The sequence below is a fragment of the Streptomyces roseicoloratus genome, from assembly GCF_004117935.1.
Classification (GTDB): Bacteria; Actinomycetota; Actinomycetes; order Streptomycetales; family Streptomycetaceae; genus Streptomyces; species Streptomyces roseicoloratus.
Genome location: NZ_SDOY01000020.1, coordinates 16,791 through 32,144 on the forward strand (window position 1 = coordinate 16,791; position 15,354 = coordinate 32,144).

A 15,354-nucleotide genomic window follows, 5' to 3' on the forward strand; every position below is an offset into this window, starting at 1 on the left:
GTCCCCGGGACCGAGCCCGGGTCCGGGACCGATTCCGGGACCGCGATCAAGCCCGCCCTCGAAGCCGTCCTCATGGTCGTCGACGAGCCCGTCACCGAGGCCCATCTGGCCAAGGTCCTCGACCGCACCCCGCGGGAGGTCGGCGACGCGCTGCGCGAACTCGCCGACGAGTACGCCGTCCAGGGCCGCGGCTTCGAACTGCGCCGGGTCGCCGGCGGCTGGCGCTACTACACCCGCGCCGAGTACGCGTCCGCCGTCGAGGCCTTCGTCCTGGACGGCCAGCAGGCCCGGCTCACCCAGGCGGCCCTGGAGACCCTCGCCGTCGTCGCGTACCGCCAGCCGGTCAGCCGATCCCGCGTCTCCGCCGTGCGCGGAGTGAACTGCGACGGCGTCATGCGCACCCTCCTCCAGCGCGGTCTGGTGGAGGAGGCGGGCGCGGAACCCGAAACAGGTGCGATCCTGTACAGGACGACGAACTACTTCCTGGAGCGGATGGGCCTGCGCGGCCTGGACGAACTCCCGGAACTCGCGCCCTTCCTCCCCGAGGCGGAGGCGGTCGAGCCGGACTCCCTGGAAGGCGTTCCGTCGTTCGACCCGGATGCCGACGACAAGACGACGGAAGTTTGATGCGAAGCAGCAGCGGCAGGAACAGCGGAAACAACGGCGGGAGCCGTGGTGCCAAGAGCGGCGGCCGCGGCAACTACCGGGGAGCGGGCAACAACCGCGACGAGCGGGGCGGCGGCCAGAGCCCGGCCCGCCCGCGCCGGCCCCGCCCCGAGGACCGCCAGTACGACGTGGACATGCCCTCGTCCGGCGGCGCCGCCCCGCAGCGCGGGCGCGGCGACGCGGCCCGCGGCGGCGCCAAGGGCGGTCCCAAGCAGTCCCCGAAGCGCGGCGGCGGCCGCACCGCCCCGGCGCGCTCGCGCGAGTACGACGCCCGGGCGGAGGAGCGCAACCGCGAGCGCTACGCGAACAAGCCCGCGATCAAGACCCCGAAGACCTTCCCGGGTGCCGAGCAGGAGGGCGAGCGGCTGCAGAAGGTGCTCGCCCGCGCCGGCTACGGCTCCCGCCGTGCCTGCGAGGAGCTCATCGAGCAGGCCCGCGTCGAGGTCAACGGCGAGATCGTCCTGGAGCAGGGCCTCCGGGTGAAGGAATCGGACGAGATCCGGGTCGACGGCCTGACGGTCGCGACCCAGTCGTACCAGTTCTTCGCGCTGAACAAGCCCGCCGGTGTCGTCTCCACCATGGAGGACCCCGACGGCCGGCAGTGCCTCGGCGACTACGTCACCAACCGCGAGACCCGGCTCTTCCACGTGGGCCGGCTCGACACGGAGACCGAGGGCATCATCCTGCTCACCAACCACGGCGAGCTGGCCCACCGTCTCACCCACCCGAAGTACGGCGTGAAGAAGACCTACCTGGCCGCCGTCACCGGCCCGCTGCCGCGCGAGGTCGGCAAGCGGCTCAAGGAGGGCATCCAGCTGGAGGACGGCTACGCGCGCGCCGACCACTTCCGGGTCGTCGAGCAGACCGGCAAGAACTACCTGGTCGAGGTCGTGCTCCACGAGGGCCGCAAGCACATCGTGCGCCGCATGCTCGCCGAGGCGGGCTTCCCGGTGGAGAAGCTGGTCCGCACCGCCTTCGGTCCCATCACCCTGGGCGACCAGAAGTCGGGCTGGCTGCGCCGGCTCAGCAACACCGAGGTCGGCATGCTGATGAAGGAGGTCGGCCTCTAGCCGATCCCGCACCTCCGCTTCACGCGAGGCCCGCGACCGCCCGCCCGGCGATCGCGGGCCCTTTGCGTACCCGGTCGCGGCCCCTCGCGTACCCGGGCGGGGGCCTCGCGTACCCGGTCCTGGCCCCTCGCGTACCCGGGCGCGCGGCCTCGCGTACCAGGGCCGGGCCCTTGCCCATCCCATCGCGGACCTTCTTCGTCCTTGTGGCCGAGCCCCATCGCCATTTATAGTCAAGGTGACTCTTAAAGGTGCGAGGAGACGGCCATGAGTCCCGTGAACCTCCCCGTCGCCCCCGCCGCCGCGCGCGGCCGACGGACCTGGACCCACGGGGGTGGACCAGGCTCCGGCGGCCCGCCGTCCGCGGCGGGGACGACGGGGGACCTGGGGGGAGTGGGCCGGGCGGGGGAGGAGCGAGCGTGAAGCGCTACGGGCACGGTCTCGTCGTCGGCAGGTTCCGCCCGCCGCACGCCGGACACCACCACCTCGTGCGCACCGCGCGCGAGCGGTGCGAGCGGCTCACCGTCGTGGTCCACGGCACCGCCGCCGAATCACCGCCGCCGGCCGACCGCGTCGCCTGGATGCGCGAGATCCACCCCGACGCGCTCGTCGTCGACGCCGCGGACGAACCTCCCGGCGGCCTCCGGGACCACTCCGCCGCCCTTCCTGCCGGCCTCCGCGACGCCGAAGCGTGGGACGCCCGTGCGGCCCTCGTCCGGGCCGCCGTGCCCGAGCCCGTCGACGCCGTCTTCACCGCGGCGCCGTACGGCCAGGAGCTCGCCCGCCGGCTCGGCGCCGCGTCCGTCCGCGTCGAGCCCGGCCCGGCCGGCCGTAGCCTCACCAGTGCCGCCGTCCGTGCCGACCCCGTCGCCCACTGGGACGCACTGGAGGCCCCCGTACGGGCCGCGCTCGCCCGCCGGGTCGTCGTCCTCGGAGCCGAGCGCACCGGCGCCACCACACTGGCGCTCGCCCTCACCGACCACTACCGGCGGCGCGGCGGCGTCTGGGCCCGCACCCGGTGCGTCCCCGACCACGGACGCGCGTACGAAGAGCTCAGGCTCGCCGAACTGCGCGCCGAACGGCCCGGCGCCGGCCGCTCCGACGTGCGCCTCCACTCCGCCGACTTCCCCGTCATCGCCCTGCGCCAGGCCGAGCTGGAGGAGGAGGCCGCCCGGGCCGGCTCGCCCGTCCTCGTCTGCGACTCCGACGCCTTCGCCGCCACCATCCGGCACGAGCGCCACCTGGGCACCAGCAGCCCCGGCACCGGCGAGATCGCCGCCCGCGGCCGGCAGCACCTCTGGCTGCTCACCGACCACCGCGGCATCGCCCTCGCGGACGACGGGCCGGGCGACGGGCCGGGCGACGGGCGGGGCGACGGGCGGGGCGACGCCGCACAGCTGCGGCCCTGGATGACCGCGCGGCTCCTCACCCGGCTCGCCCGCACCGGCCGCCGCACCGTCGTCCTCACCGGACCCCACGAGGAGCGCCTCGCGACCGCCGTCGCCGCCGTCGACGCGCTGCTCGCCGAGGCCCGGCACGTCACCGACCCCCTGCCGGAGCACCGATGACCAGCGCGCCCCCCGAGGTCGAGGGCTACGACAAGTACGCCTTCGAGCCCTTCGCCCTCACCGCCGACCTCGCCGTCCTCACCGTGCGCGAGGGCCGCCTGCACGTCCTGCTCGTCGAACGCGGCCAGGAGCCCTACGCCGGAGCCTGGGCCCTGCCCGGCGGCTTCGTGCTGCCCGAGGAGTCCGCCGAGCAGGCCGCGCGCCGCGAACTCGCCGAGGAGACCGGCCTGTCCGGCGACACCGCCGCCCGGCTCCACCTCGAACAGCTCCGCACCTACAGCGACCCCGGCCGCGACCCGAGGATGCGGGTGGTGTCCGTCGCGTTCACCGCGCTCGTCCCCGACCTGCCGGAGCCGCGCGGCGGCGGCGACGCGGCGCAGGCCCGCTGGCTGCCGTACGAGGACGTCCGTCACCTGGCCTTCGACCACGACCGGATCCTCGCCGACGCCCGCGAACGGGTCGGCGCCAAGCTCGAGTACAGCTGTCTGGCCACCGCCTTCTGCCCGGCCGAGTTCACCCTCGGCGAGCTGCGGCAGGTGTACGAGACGGTCTGGGGCGTCGCGCTCGACCGCCCCAACTTCCGGCGCAAGGTCCTCGCGACGCCCGGCTTCGTCCGGCCCGTCGAAGGCCCGCCGCGCCGCACCGGCGGACGGGGGAAACCGGCCGCTCTCTACCGGGCGGGCGAGGCCACGGCCCTCCACCCGCCACTGCTGCGACCGGAAGGACGATCCGCATGACGAAGAAGGCCGCGACGGGGGCGCTGGTGGGGCTGGCGCTGGGGGACGCCCTCGGCTTCCCCACAGAGTTCCACGACGTGCCGCGGATCCTGGGGACGTTCGGGCCCTGGCGCGCCATGAAGCTGCCGGTGACCCGGGGCACGGCGTACATCACCGACGACACCCAGATGACCCTCGCCTTCGCACGGGGCATCCGCACCGCCATGGAGCGGGGACCGCTCACGCCCCTGCGGCTGGCGCGACCGCTGCGCGAGGAGTACGTCGACTGGTACCACTCGCCCGAGAACAACCGGGCTCCCGGCCGCACCTGCATGGTCGCCTGCCGGCTCCTCGACGGCGACCGGATCTGGCAGGACGCCAGCCAGATCCACTCCAAGGGCTGCGGTGCCAACATGAGGGTGGCCCCCATCGGCCTCGTCCCCGGTCTGACCGACGAGCAGCGCTCCGGCGCCGCCCAGCTCCAGTCCGCCCTCACGCACGGCCACCCCACCGCCCTGGCCGCCTCCGACCTGACGGCCCGCGCCGTGCACCTGCTGGCGCGGGGCGCCGACCCCACCGGCCTGGTGGGCCAGCTCCGCTCGTACGCGCTGGACCACCGCTCCCGCTACGACGAGCGCTGGCTCGGCGACCTCTGGACCCGCTCCCAGGACCCCGGCGCCACCCACTTCATCCGGCGCGGCTGGGACGAGTGCCTGGCGGTCCTGGAACGCCTCGACGCCGTCCAGCGCACCGCCGACCCCGAGCTCGACCCCTGCGAGTACACCGGTGACGGCTGGATCGCCGAGGAGGCCCTCGCCACCGCCCTCCTCGCCTTCCTCCTCTTCCCCGACGAGCCCCTGACCGCCCTCCGCCGCGCCGCCTGCACCCGCGGCGACTCCGACTCCATCGCCGCCCTCACCGGCGCCTTCGCCGGCGCCCACCTGGGCGCGGACGCCTGGCCGGCGGAGTGGGTGGCCCGGATCGAGCACCGGGACGAACTCCTGGCCTTCGGCGCGCTCTGGGACGCTTGAGCCATGCCGCACCAGAACGCCCTCATACCCGACGTGGACCTGTCCGCCGTCGTCGCCGAGCAGCCCGACCCCCTGCTCTTCGCCACCGTCTCCGGCGCGCACCTCTACGGATTCCCGTCCCGAGACTCGGACGTGGACCTGCGCGGGGTGCACCTGCTGCCCGTCTCCGCCCTGCTGGGGCTGCGCGACCCGGAGGAGACCAGGACCCGCATGTGGGGCCGCGACGGGGTCGAGATGGACCTCGTCACCCACGACCTGCGGAAGTTCGTCCGGCTGATGCTGCGGCGCAACGGCTATGTCCTCGAACAGCTCACGTCACCGCTCGTCGCCCACACCACCGGCGCGCACGCGGAGCTGCGCGCCCTCGTGCCGGGCGTGCTCACCTCGCACCACGCCCACCACTACCGGGGATTCGCCGGCACCCAGTGGCGGCTCTTCGAGAAGAGCGGCGAGCTGAAGCCGCTGCTCTACACCTACCGGGCGCTGCTGACCGGTATCCATCTCATGCGCTCGGGCGAGATCCAGGCCCATCTGCCCACGCTCGCGGCCGAGGTGCCCGAGGCACCCGCGCGGCTGGACGGGCTCGTCGCGGCCAAGGCGGATGCCGAGCACGCGACCGCCGACGTGGCCGTGGTGGACGTGCGGGTGGAGGTGGAGCGGCTGCACGGCGTGCTCGACGCGGCGCAGGCCGGGTCAGGGCTGCCGGGCGAAGCCGGTGCCTTCGCCGCCCTGGAGGACTTCGTCGTCCGGACCCGGCTGGAGCTCGCGTAGAGCCGAGGCGCGGCGGGCGCGGACGAGGAAGTCCTCGACGCGGGCGTGGTCCGGGGCGTCGGGGAGGGGGCTCGTGGTGTGGGCGCGGTCGGACTCGTCCTGGAGGCGGTTCATCCAGGACTCCACCTCGGGCCACGCCACCTCGCCGCGCTTCACCGCCAGCAGCCGCTCCCGCTCCTCGCTCACCTCGATCCGCAGCTCACCGCTGCGCAGCAGGTCCCGGCAGCTGGTCAGCAGACGCAGCAGGTGCATCGCGTGCTTCCAGCGGGGCGCGCCGTACTGGCGGACGTCGGCCTCCAGTTTGCGGCGCTGGCCCTCGGCATAGCGGACGAAGGTGGTGTGCGAGCGGCGTGAGAGGAACGCGCCGCGCAGCGACAGCAGTTCGCGACCGGTGGCGTCGGCGTGTTCGACGAGCGGGGAGTGCAGACACTCGAGGACGTTCGGGTTGTTGCGCAGCGCCAGCTCGCAGAAGCGTTCCAGCTCCCAGCCGAACTGCTCGTCGGCCGGGCCCTCCACGTGCGCCGGCGGCTTCTCGAAGCGCCAGAACAGCGGCGTCGGGGCGAGGTACACGCCCCGGCGGTCGGTGTCGCTGTCCTCGGTCGCCAGACCGAACGCGCGCGACCCCATCACACAGGAGTAGATCGTGTGGTCGCGCACCAGTTCCTCGGGATCCATGCGCGCCACACTAGGTCAGGATGATCTCTCCCGACGAGACCTCGATCTGCTCGGCCGGGAGGGGGCGGGGTGCCGGGCCCGCCGCCACGGAGCCGTCGGCGATGCGGTACTTCGAGCCGTGGCACGGGCAGTCGATCGTGCCGTCCGCCACCTTGTTCACCAGGCAGCCCTGGTGCGTGCAGACCGCCGAGAAGGCCTTGAACTCGCCCTGCGCCGGCTGGGTCACCACCACCTTCTCGTCCGTGAAGACCGTCCCGCCACCGACCGGGATGTCGGAGGTCTTCGCGAGCGCCGGCCGGCCGGAAGCGGCGGAGGAGGTGGCCGGGGCGGGAGGAGGAGAGGCGGGGTCGGAGGAGGGCGCCGTGGCCGGCGGGGCGGTCGCGTCCGCCGGCGCCGGACTCTCCGCCGTACCGTCCGATCCGTCCTCACCGCAGCCGGTGACCAGGACCGTACCGGCGAGGAGGGCCGCACGGCGGGACAGGCGGGGCAGCGCGTCAGCAGTCATGGCGACCAGCTTGGCGAGCTTCCCGCCCCGCGCGCCGCGACACGCCTACGCCCGGGGCGCCAGCTCCCTCGCCCGGCCGTCCGCGTCCCGCCGCACCTCCAGGACCGCCGTCACCGCGGCCCGTTCGATCGGCCCGTACACGTGCGGGAAGAGCATGCCGTCCGATCCCTCCCAGCGGACCTCGCCGCCCAGCCGCGACGCGTCCAGCACCAGGACGAGCAGCGGGCCGGGCACGTCGCGGTAGTGGGCGTCGGCGATGGCGAGGGCCGTGGTCTCGTCCGGCGAGCAGTGGACGAAACCCTCGGCGGCGAGGGAGGGCGGGGCGTAGGGCAGTCCGGGGTCGGCGGACCACTCGTCCAGGGGTACGACGTGCAGCAGCATGCCCACAGTTGTACGCCCCGCCGGCGGACGGGGCACCCGAGGCCGTGGGCGTCCGTCGTCCCGGCCGCCGGCGGGAGGAGCCGGGTGCCGCGGCCCGTCTCGCTGGGCGGGCGCCGCGGGGGCGGCGGCCCCCGGCTGACTAGGCTGGCCGCAGAACTGCCCCAGAAGACCCGGATCGCGCACGTCCACCTCGGTGCCGCGGCCGCCCTGCGCAAGGACATCGCCCAGTGAGAACCGCGCTCGTCATCGGAACCGGCCTGATCGGCACCTCCGCCGCACTCGCCCTCGCCGGGCGGGGCGTCACCGTCCATCTGCGCGACCACGACCCGGCCCGGGCCCGTACCGCCGCCGCGCTCGGCGCCGGCACGGACGCGGAGCCCGAGGGGCCGGTGGACCTGGTGATCGTCGCCGTACCGCCCGCGCACGTCGCCGGCACCCTCGCCGAGGCGATCGGGAAGGGGCTCGGCCGCGGCTACCTCGACGTGGCCAGCGTCAAGGGCGGCCCCAAGCGCGAGCTCCAGGAGCTGGGGCTCGACCTCACCGCGTACATCGGCACCCACCCGATGTCCGGCAAGGAGCGCTCCGGCCCGCTGGCCGCCACCGCCGACCTCTTCGAGGGCCGGCCGTGGGTCCTGACCCCGACCCGGGACACCGACACCGAGGTCCTCAACCTCGCCCTGGAGCTGGTCGCCCTGTGCCGGGCCGTGCCCGTCGTCATGGACGCCGACGCCCACGACCGCGCGGTCGCGCTGGTCTCGCACACCCCGCAGCTCGTCTCCTCCATGGTGGCGGCCCGCCTGGAGAGCGCGGACGAGACGGCGGTACGGCTCTGCGGCCAGGGCATCCGCGACGTGACCAGGATCGCCGCGTCCGACCCGCGCATGTGGGTGGAGATCCTGTCCGCCAACCCCGGGCCCGTCGCCGACGTCCTCGCGGGCGTGGCGGCCGACCTGGACGAGACGGTACGGGCGCTGCGCTCGCTCCAGTCCGGCGACGACGCCGAGCGGCGCGAGGGCGCCTCCGGCGTGGAGGACGTCCTGCGCCGCGGCAACGCCGGCCGCGCCCGCGTCCCCGGCAAGCACGGCGCCGCCCCGACGCCGTACGAGACGGTCGCCGTCCTCATCAGCGACCAGCCGGGCGAGCTGGCCCGGATCTTCGCCGACGCGGGTCGCGCGGGCGTCAACATCGAGGACGTGCGGATCGAGCACGCGACGGGCCAGCAGGCGGGCCTGGTCCAGCTCATGGTCGAACCGTCGGCGGCACCGGTCCTGGGCGCGTCCCTGAAGGAGCGCGGCTGGGCCCTGCGCAGCAGCTGATCCGGGGCCGGCCGGGCCCCCGGGCCTCCGGCCGCGGGCCCGGCCGGAGGCCCGGGAGCCCGGCCGGAGGAGCCGTCCGGGCGGGTGCCGGCGCCCGTGGCGACACCGTTGGGCCGAACGGGTGCGGCGGACTCGGTAACCTTGTGGGGTCCCCCGTACATCCGCCGGGGGCTGCCGCTCACCCAGGAAGGCGTTCCCCACCGTGGAAACCGTGATCGTCGCCATCGACGGCCCCTCCGGCACGGGCAAGTCGAGCACCTCGAAGGCGGTGGCCGCCAAGCTGGGGCTGAGCTACCTCGACACCGGTGCCCAGTACCGGGCCATCACCTGGTGGATGATCAGCAACGGCGTCGACGTCACCGACGCCGACGCGGTCGCCAACGCCGCCGGCAAGCCCGTCATCGTCTCCGGCACCGACCCGGCCCGGCCCACCATCACGGTGGACGGCCTCGACGCCTCCGGACCCATCCGCACCGAGGAGGTCACCTCCAAGGTCAGCGCCGTCAGCGCCGTCCCCGAGGTGCGGACCCTCATCACGGAGCTCCAGCGGTCCATCGCCCGGAGCGCCGAGCGCGGCATCGTCGTCGAGGGCCGGGACATCGGCACCACCGTCCTGCCCGACGCCGACCTCAAGATCTTCCTCACCGCCTCTCCCGAGGCCCGCGCCGCCCGCCGCTCCGGCGAGCTCAAGGGCGTCGACGTCCACGCGACCAAGCAGGCCCTCATCAAGCGGGACGCGGCCGACTCCAGCCGCAAGACCTCCCCGCTCGCCAAGGCCGACGACGCCGTCGAGGTCGACACCACCGAGCTCACCCTCGACCAGGTCATCGAGTGCGTCGTCACGCTGGTGGAGGAGAAGAGGGCCGAGGAGAAGAGGGCCGCCGAGTGACCGAGCCCTCGCGGAAGGGCGCCGCCGTCGGCCGCCGCATCGGCATCGGGCTGATGTACGGCTTCTGGAAGCCGCGCGTGCTCGGCGCCTGGCGGGTCCCGGCCACCGGCCCCGTCATCCTCGCCGTCAACCACGCGCACAACATCGACGGCCCCATGCTCATGGGCACCGCCCCCCGGCCCGTGCACTTCCTCATCAAGAAGGAGGCGTTCGTCGGCCCGCTGGGCGCCTTCCTCGAAGGCATCGGCCAGCTCAAGGTGGACCGGGACTCGACCGACCGGGCCGCGATAGGCAGCGCCCTCGCGGTCCTGGAGCACGGCGGCGTCCTCGGGATCTTCCCCGAGGGCACCCGCGGCGAGGGCGACTTCGCCTCGCTCCGCGCCGGCCTCGCCTACTTCGCCGTCCGCAGCGGCGCCCCGATCGTCCCGGTCGCCGTGCTGGGGAGCACGGACGCCCCCGGACGGCTGGTCAAGGGGCTGCCCCGGCTGCGCAGCCGGGTCGACGTCGTCTTCGGCGACCCGTTCGAGGCCGGCGACGGCAGCGGCCGGCGCACCCGCAAGGCGCTGGACGAGGCGACCTTCCGCATCCAGGAACGGCTCACCGACCACCTGAAAAACGCCAGGCGCCTCACCGGGCGCTGAGCGACACTCTCAGTAGTGGGTCCCGCGGGCGCAGCCCGCCGCGGACCCACCGACCACGAATGATCAAGGAACGGACTTCATGAACGACCAGCACGACCACGGGGCACTTGGCGACGCCGAGTACGCGGAGTTCATGGAGCTCGCCGCGGAAGAGGGCTTCGACGTCGAGGAGGTCGAAGGCGCGATCGAGGAGGCCGGGCACGGCCCGCTGCCCGTCCTCGCCGTCGTCGGCCGCCCGAACGTCGGCAAGTCGACCCTGGTGAACCGCATCATCGGCCGCCGCGAGGCCGTCGTCGAGGACCGCCCGGGCGTCACCCGCGACCGCGTCACCTACGAGGCCGAGTGGGCCGGCCGCCGTTTCAAGGTCGTCGACACCGGCGGCTGGGAGCAGGACGTCCTCGGCATCGACGCCTCCGTCGCCGCCCAGGCCGAGTACGCCATCGAGGCCGCCGACGCCTGCCTCTTCGTCGTGGACGCCACCGTCGGCGCCACCGACACCGACGAGGCCGTCGTCAAGCTGCTCCGCCGCGCCGGCAAGCCGGTCGTCCTGGCCGCCAACAAGGTCGACGGCCCCTCCGGCGAGGCCGACGCCGCCACGCTGTGGTCCCTCGGCCTCGGCGAGCCCTTCCCGGTCTCCTCGCTGCACGGCCGCGGCACCGGCGACCTCCTCGACGAGGTCCTCAAGGCCCTGCCGGAGGCCCCGGAGCAGCGCTTCGGCAACGCCGTCGGCGGCCCCCGCCGCATCGCCCTGATCGGCCGCCCGAACGTCGGCAAGTCCTCCCTCCTCAACAAGGTCGCCGGCGAGGAGCGGGTCGTCGTCAACGAGCTGGCCGGCACCACCCGCGACCCGGTCGACGAGCTGATCGAGCTCGGCGGCAAGACCTGGAAGTTCGTGGACACCGCGGGCATCCGCAAGAAGGTCCACCTGCAGGAGGGCGCGGACTACTACGCGTCGCTGCGCACCGCCGCCGCCGTCGAGAAGGCGGAGGTGGCCGTCATCCTCATCGACACCTCCGACCACATCTCGGTCCAGGACCAGCGCATCATCACGATGGCGGTCGAGTCGGGCCGCGCCATCGTCATCGCCTACAACAAGTGGGACGAGCTGGACGAGGAGCGCCGCTACTACCTGGAGCGCGAGATCGAGACCGAGATGCAGCAGGTCTCCTGGGCGCCCCGGGTCAACGTCTCCGCCAAGACCGGCCGCCACATGGACAAGCTGGTCCCGGCCATCGAGACCGCCCTCGCCGGCTGGGAGACCCGCGTCCCCACCGGCCGCCTCAACGCCTTCCTCGGCGAGCTCGTCGCGGCCCACCCGCACCCGATCCGTGGCGGCAAGCAGCCGCGCATCCTCTTCGGCACGCAGGCGGGCACCAAGCCGCCGCGCTTCGTGCTCTTCGCCTCCGGCTTCCTGGAGGCCGGTTACCGTCGCTTCATCGAGCGCCGCCTCCGCGAGGAGTTCGGCTTCGAGGGCACCCCGATCCACATCTCGGTGCGGGTGCGGGAGAAGCGCGGCAAGAAGAAGTAACGCCCGGCGGCGACGTCGAGCGCACGGCCGAGGGCCGGGGCACCGAGCCCCGGCCCTCAGTCGTTGCGTCGTTCAGTCGCTACAGTCCGCCGCTCCGCGAACCCGGCGGCAGTGCGTACGCCCCCGTCGCCGGCGACCAGACCGTCTGCTGGCGGTGCCGCGCCGCTCCCGTGCCGGCGAAGCCCCGGAAGCGCAGCTCCTCCTCGCCGCTGCGGTCACCCGGCAGCGTGCGGAACGACCGGCGGTACTCGGAGTACAGGGCGTCGTAGATCGGAGTCGCCGAGAAGCCCGCCGAACCGTCCTGCGCCGGGCGCATCGAGGGGATCGGACTCGGCACCTGACTCGGGACCGGGCTCGGATACTGCGGGCGGAAGGGGTCGTATGCGTGCACGTATGTGCCAACGACCCCGCCGTCCGTGAGATGCGGGCGGCGCGCCTCGGAAAGCGGAGCCCGGGGGCGCGGCACGACCGGCACCCCCGGGACGCGGGCCGGCCCTATGCCGGGTCGCGGGTGGTCCATCACGTGCCGGCCAGCGGCATCGCGGCGGCCACCAGGCGCCCGTTCGCCGCGGCCTTCTCCAGCGCGTCGCGCAGCAGGTCCTCGCGCGGCTGCTGCCCGATGGAACCGACCGGGGCGGCGAACACGAGCACCGTGTGCGACTTGTTCGCCGCCGCCCGCCAGCCCTCGGTGACCTGGAGCGGCTGGTGCGCCTGCCACCAGGCGACCTGACCCGTGCCGCCCGTGCCGGGCTGGAGCACCGAGTGCAGCTGGCCCATGGCGACCAGGACCGACCAGCCGGGCAGCTGGGCCGGCGCGTGCTCGAGGTCGGCGACCGGCTGGAAGCCCTGCTCGGCGAGCAGGGGCAGGAATTCGTCCGTCAGACCGTCCGAGCCGGGGCGGGCGACCGGCGCGGTCGGCTCCACCACGAGCGCCGGGTGCAGCTCGCCCTGGATCAGGACGAGACCGCTGGTGACGCCGAGGACCGCCTGCTCGGGGTGGGCGGCGGAGAGCGAGTCGGCGGCGTCGGCCGCCGTGATCGAGGCGACGGCGCCCTGGAGCTGCTCCTCGGCGACCCGGACGACCTGCGACGGAATGCAGCTGGCGTGGGCGAAGGCGAGGACGGCGGTCTCCTCGCCGACGAACAGCACGGTGCTCGTGCGCTCCTGCTCGGAGTCGCCCGGGGTCCGGCAGGAGGTGCAGTCGTAGCTGCCCGGGGCGTTGTCGCCGGCGAGCAGCCGGTCGGCTTCTTCGTCGCCGATCTCGGCGCGTACGTCCTCGCTGACGTCGAGCATGCGCGGCACGGGGGGCTCCCTGGACTCATTGCGTGCGACGGCGGGCGGATCCCGGTCGTCTCATGCCGAGTTCAACGGGGAAGCCTCGGCCGGGGTCACGCGTGAAGGGCCGACAAATGTTTGAGACGCGGTGGGAGGGGGCGCGCCGGGCGGGACCCGGGCCGTGCGCCGACCGGGTGGCATGTGAACGGTGTTCCGCGCGGCACGGAGCCCGGTCGCGGGGCCGCTGCCTAGCCTGCCCCGATGTCGAAGATCCGATGGTGGACGACCGGATGCCTGCTGGCGGCCGCGCTGCTGGCGGCCCCGGCGGAGGGTGTGGCGGCGACGCCGGGCGACGGGGCGGTGACCGTTCCCCGTACGCCGGCCGCACCGGGCTCCGCCGCGCCCACGCCCGTCGAGGCGTGCGTGAAGGACCAGTGGCCGTGGGGCTGCGTCGCGCAGTGCGAGAGCAGCGGGGACTGGCGTGCCAACACCGGGAACGGCTACTACGGCGGGTTGCAGTTCTGGCAGCCCACCTGGGACGAGTTCGGCGGCCGCCGCTTCGCCCCGCGCGCGGACCTGGCGACCCGGGCGCAGCAGATCACGGTCGCCGAGGACGTGCTGCGCGTCCAGGGCTGGGGCGCCTGGCCGGTGTGCTCGCGGCGCTACGGACTGAGCGGCCGCGCCCATGTCGTGCAGCCCGGCGACACGCTCAGCGGGATCGCCCGCCGGTTCGCGATCAAGGGCGGCTGGCAGGCGCTGTACACGGCGAACCGGGCGGCGATCGGCCCGGACCCGAACCGGCTGGCGGTCGGCGTGATGCTGCGCATCTCGCCGCTCTAGCAGGCCGGCGCCCCCGGCCCTGTCCTCCGATCCGGATCCGAAGGAATCGCCCTAGCCGGACGGGTGCGGGACGAGCTCCCGGGCGTCGGCGAGCGAGCCCCGGCTCAGCTCGTACGCGAGCGAGCCGGGCGGGAGTCCGCGCGGGACGCGCTGCTCGGCCAGGACGACGGCCGCGGAGCGGGGCGGGCGGGTGAGGGCGGCGAGCAGGCCGTACGTACGGGAGGCGACGGCCGCGGACAGGCCGAGGGACGGTTCGTCGACGAGGACGATACGGGCGGGGGAGAGCAGGGCGCGGGTCAGGGCGAGCATGCGGCGCTCCCCGCCGGAGAGGGTGCCGGCGCGGTGGCGGAGCAGCGGCGCGAGCTCCGGGTAGGCGGCGAGGGCAGTGTCGCGCGCCGCGTCCGGGTGGCCGGTGGCCATGAGGTCCAGGTTCTCGGCGACGGTGAGGGTCGCGTACACCGCGCGCAGGTCCGGCACGAAGCAGAGCCCGCGGCGGGCCCGGGCGTGGGCGGGCAGCGCGGTGACGTCGGCGCCGCGCCACAGCACGCGCCCGGCGGCCAGCGGCACCGTTCCGGCGAGCGCGCGCAGCGCGGTGGTGCGGCCGGAGCCGTTGCGGCCGAGCAGCACGGTGACGGTGCCGGCGGGCAGGGCCAGGTCGAGGCCGTGCAGGGCCTCCAGCGGGCCGTAGCGGACCCGTGCGGCGCGGAGGGCGATCTCGACGGTCATGGCCCGGTCCTGGACACGATCCGGCCGTTCTCCATGGTGTGGACGGTACGGGCGATGCCGGCGACGAGGTCCGGGTCGTGCTCGATCACGAGCACCGCGAGGCCGTCGGCGGCGAGGGCGGCGAGGACGCGGGCCAGGGCGTCGGTCTCGCCGGCGTCCAGCCCGGCGGCGGGCTCGTCGAGGAGCAGGGTGTGGGGTTCTGCGGCGAGTGCCCGGGCGAGCTCGACGCGGCGCAGCGTGCCGGTCGGCAGCCCGGCCGCCGCGGTCCGCCGGACGGGCCCGGCGAGGCCGGCGAGCCGCAGCGCCCGCTCGACGGCGGTCTCCGCGTCCCGGCCGCGGGCGCCCACGAGGACGTTCTCCTCGACGGTGAGCGACGGGAACACGGCGAGCTGCTGGAACGTCCTGGCGACCCCGAGCTGGTGCCTGCGGTGCGCGGCCCGCTTCGTGATGTCCACCCCGTCGAGGACGACCCGCCCGGCGGTCGGCCGCAACGTGCCGGCGAGACAGTCGAACAGCGTGCTCTTCCCGGCCCCGTTGGGCCCGACGACGGCGGTGACCGCACCCGCCCGGATCTCCAGATCGACCCGGTCGAGCGCGGCGACCCCACCGGGATAGGTGAACCCGACCCGCCGGGCGACCAGCCGGGCCACCGGCGCACGCGCGGTCGGCGGCCCGCCCTTCACCGGGCCGCCGGCCCCGCCGCCGGGGCGCCCGCTCCGGTCCGGGCGTTCGCGTGGCCGTGGGCGTTCCGTCGCGGCC

At 74.7% G+C, this 15,354-nt stretch carries 18 protein-coding genes; 11 read left to right on the top strand and 7 right to left on the bottom strand.

What is annotated here, in order from left to right; all coding sequences use genetic code 11:
* Window positions 1–72 precede the first annotated feature (72 nt).
* The 6 genes from scpB (at window position 73) to ESG85_RS01835 (ending at window position 5,819) form a co-directional block, all read left to right on the top strand.
* A complete protein-coding gene (gene scpB, locus ESG85_RS01810; RefSeq protein WP_246094769.1) occupies window positions 73–627 on the top strand; it encodes an SMC-Scp complex subunit ScpB in 555 nt (184 codons plus the stop codon).
* Entirely contained in the window at window positions 627–1,736 is a 1,110-nt protein-coding gene (locus tag ESG85_RS01815) for a pseudouridine synthase (protein ID WP_128976230.1), read from the top strand. Before scpB ends, ESG85_RS01815 begins: the two co-directional genes overlap by 1 nt.
* A 416-nt stretch (window positions 1,737–2,152) precedes the next feature.
* Complete coding sequence (locus tag ESG85_RS01820; protein WP_128976231.1) at window positions 2,153–3,301, top strand: AAA family ATPase; 1,149 nt, start codon at window positions 2,153–2,155, stop codon at window positions 3,299–3,301.
* On the top strand, window positions 3,298–4,038 hold the full coding sequence (locus ESG85_RS01825; RefSeq protein WP_128976232.1) for an NUDIX hydrolase: 741 nt from the start codon (window positions 3,298–3,300) through the stop codon (window positions 4,036–4,038). The genes ESG85_RS01820 and ESG85_RS01825 overlap by 4 nt, the downstream gene beginning before the upstream one ends.
* Complete coding sequence (locus tag ESG85_RS01830; protein WP_128976233.1) at window positions 4,035–5,048, top strand: ADP-ribosylglycohydrolase family protein; 1,014 nt, start codon at window positions 4,035–4,037, stop codon at window positions 5,046–5,048. The genes ESG85_RS01825 and ESG85_RS01830 overlap by 4 nt, the downstream gene beginning before the upstream one ends.
* Window positions 5,049–5,051: 3 nt before the next feature.
* Window positions 5,052–5,819: a nucleotidyltransferase domain-containing protein gene (locus tag ESG85_RS01835; protein ID WP_128976234.1), complete on the top strand. Its 768-nt coding sequence runs from the start codon at window positions 5,052–5,054 to the stop codon at window positions 5,817–5,819.
* Here ESG85_RS01835 and ESG85_RS01840 read toward each other — a convergent pair.
* Genes ESG85_RS01840 through ESG85_RS01850 form a run of 3 tightly spaced genes read right to left on the bottom strand, consistent with a single transcriptional unit; the run spans window position 5,742 to window position 7,380 of the window.
* Window positions 5,742–6,494 (bottom strand): nucleotidyltransferase domain-containing protein, encoded by a 753-nt coding sequence (locus ESG85_RS01840; RefSeq protein WP_128976235.1) that lies wholly within the window; start codon window positions 6,492–6,494, stop codon window positions 5,742–5,744. The two genes, ESG85_RS01835 and ESG85_RS01840, sit on opposite strands and share 78 nt — an antisense overlap.
* 10 nt (window positions 6,495–6,504) lie before the next feature.
* Window positions 6,505–6,999: a Rieske (2Fe-2S) protein gene (locus tag ESG85_RS01845; protein ID WP_128976236.1), complete on the bottom strand. Its 495-nt coding sequence runs from the start codon at window positions 6,997–6,999 to the stop codon at window positions 6,505–6,507.
* Window positions 7,000–7,044: 45 nt separating this feature from the next.
* Window positions 7,045–7,380 (bottom strand): DUF952 domain-containing protein, encoded by a 336-nt coding sequence (locus tag ESG85_RS01850; protein WP_128976237.1) that lies wholly within the window; start codon window positions 7,378–7,380, stop codon window positions 7,045–7,047.
* A 227-nt stretch (window positions 7,381–7,607) separates the two neighbouring features.
* On the opposite strand from ESG85_RS01850, the gene ESG85_RS01860 reads away from it, so the two are divergent.
* From ESG85_RS01860 to der, 4 genes are all read left to right on the top strand, one after another.
* The gene (locus ESG85_RS01860) at window positions 7,608–8,696 is read left to right on the top strand and encodes a prephenate dehydrogenase (protein WP_128976238.1); all 1,089 of its coding nucleotides are present in this window, start codon (window positions 7,608–7,610) and stop codon (window positions 8,694–8,696) included.
* A gap of 211 nt (window positions 8,697–8,907) precedes the next feature.
* A complete protein-coding gene (gene cmk / locus ESG85_RS01865) occupies window positions 8,908–9,585 on the top strand; it encodes a (d)CMP kinase (protein WP_128976247.1) in 678 nt (225 codons plus the stop codon).
* Window positions 9,582–10,226, top strand: coding sequence for a lysophospholipid acyltransferase family protein (locus tag ESG85_RS01870; protein WP_164986139.1), 645 nt, complete (start codon window positions 9,582–9,584; stop codon window positions 10,224–10,226). The genes cmk and ESG85_RS01870 overlap by 4 nt, the downstream gene beginning before the upstream one ends.
* Window positions 10,227–10,305: 79 nt before the next feature.
* Window positions 10,306–11,754 carry a ribosome biogenesis GTPase Der gene (gene der / locus ESG85_RS01875; protein ID WP_128976239.1) on the top strand — a complete coding sequence of 483 codons (1,449 nt, stop codon included), beginning with the start codon at window positions 10,306–10,308 and terminating at the stop codon, window positions 11,752–11,754.
* Window positions 11,755–11,833: 79 nt separating this feature from the next.
* Here der and ESG85_RS36850 read toward each other — a convergent pair whose 3' ends face one another.
* Together ESG85_RS36850 and ESG85_RS01885 are read right to left on the bottom strand one after the other, a co-directional pair.
* A complete protein-coding gene (locus ESG85_RS36850; protein ID WP_246094770.1) occupies window positions 11,834–12,070 on the bottom strand; it encodes a hypothetical protein in 237 nt (78 codons plus the stop codon).
* 203 nt (window positions 12,071–12,273) lie between these two features.
* Window positions 12,274–13,056, bottom strand: a complete 783-nt coding sequence (locus tag ESG85_RS01885; RefSeq protein ID WP_128976240.1) for a hypothetical protein — start codon at window positions 13,054–13,056, stop codon at window positions 12,274–12,276.
* A 234-nt stretch (window positions 13,057–13,290) separates the two neighbouring features.
* Here ESG85_RS01885 and ESG85_RS01890 point away from each other — a divergent pair, with 234 nt between their 5' ends.
* The gene (locus ESG85_RS01890) at window positions 13,291–13,869 is read left to right on the top strand and encodes a LysM peptidoglycan-binding domain-containing protein (RefSeq protein ID WP_128976241.1); all 579 of its coding nucleotides are present in this window, start codon (window positions 13,291–13,293) and stop codon (window positions 13,867–13,869) included.
* Window positions 13,870–13,920: 51 nt separating this feature from the next.
* Here ESG85_RS01890 and ESG85_RS01895 read toward each other — a convergent pair whose 3' ends face one another.
* Window positions 13,921–14,595 (bottom strand): ATP-binding cassette domain-containing protein, encoded by a 675-nt coding sequence (locus tag ESG85_RS01895; protein ID WP_128976242.1) that lies wholly within the window; start codon window positions 14,593–14,595, stop codon window positions 13,921–13,923.
* On the bottom strand, window positions 14,592–15,354 hold a 763-nt coding region (locus tag ESG85_RS01900; RefSeq protein ID WP_246094768.1), incomplete at its 5' end, for an ABC transporter ATP-binding protein. The genes ESG85_RS01895 and ESG85_RS01900, both read right to left, overlap by 4 nt.